The sequence below is a fragment of the Streptococcus parasanguinis genome, from assembly GCF_001578955.1.
Classification (GTDB): domain Bacteria; phylum Bacillota; class Bacilli; order Lactobacillales; family Streptococcaceae; genus Streptococcus; species Streptococcus parasanguinis_U.
Genome location: NZ_KQ969690.1, coordinates 538,742 through 539,626 on the forward strand (window position 1 = coordinate 538,742; position 885 = coordinate 539,626).

The following is an 885-nucleotide window of genomic DNA, read 5'->3' on the forward strand; positions in this document are numbered from 1 at the left end:
ACCTCGTGGAGGTCTGATCTTGACCAATGATGAGGAATTAGCTAAGAAAATAAACTCTGCTATTTTCCCTGGTATTCAAGGAGGACCGTTGGAGCATGTCATTGCAGCCAAAGCTGTCGCATTCAAAGAAGCACTGGATCCTGCCTTTAAAGAGTATGCAGCTAACGTGATTAAGAACAGTCAGGCCATGGCTGATGTCTTCTTGCAAGATCCAGATTTCCGCGTTATTTCAGGCGGAACAGAGAACCACCTTTTCCTTGTCGACGTCACCAAAGTCGTTGAAAATGGGAAAGTGGCGCAAAACTTGTTGGATGAAGTTAATATCACTCTCAACAAGAACTCTATTCCTTATGAAACCTTGTCTCCATTTAAGACAAGTGGGATTCGGATTGGTGCAGCAGCTATCACCGCTCGTGGTTTTGGTGAAAAAGAAAGTCGCACCGTTGCTGAACTCATGATCAAAGCGCTGAAGAATGCGGATAATCAAGAAGTATTAGATGAAGTGCGTAGCCAAGTCAAAGCCTTGACAGACGCCTTTCCACTTTACGAGGACTAAACCATCTTATGGATATTTACGTAAAAAAAGCCATCATTCATCAATTTAGCCCAGACGATACCGATCTCTATCTGGCAGATAAATTTCTCAATATCACACCTAAAATCGAGGAATACTTGCGTAAGAAGATTGAACGGGTCTACTCGGATGAAGCCAAGACTGGTATTTTCGAAGAGGACAATCCTTTTCTTGAGATGATCTCAGATGACCTATTAGAAACTTCGGTCGTAGTAGCGAATCGCTGGAAGGAAGAATTTGTCGTCTCTGAGAATCAAAAAACCAACGATTTGGTTTTTGTTGAGTTTTCAAAAGAAGGGGTGGACCATTTT

General features: G+C 42.4%; 2 protein-coding genes. Both read left to right on the forward strand.

Features of this window, described 5'->3' with window-relative positions; translation table 11 throughout:
• A partial coding sequence (locus tag SPADD19_RS06530) for a PLP-dependent aminotransferase family protein (protein ID WP_128861603.1) occupies positions 1-556 on the forward strand: 556 nt, incomplete at its 5' end.
• Between the two features lie 8 nt (positions 557-564).
• Positions 565-885: nucleoid-associated protein (locus SPADD19_RS06535; RefSeq protein ID WP_241496509.1), on the forward strand; the 321-nt coding region annotated here is incomplete at its 3' end.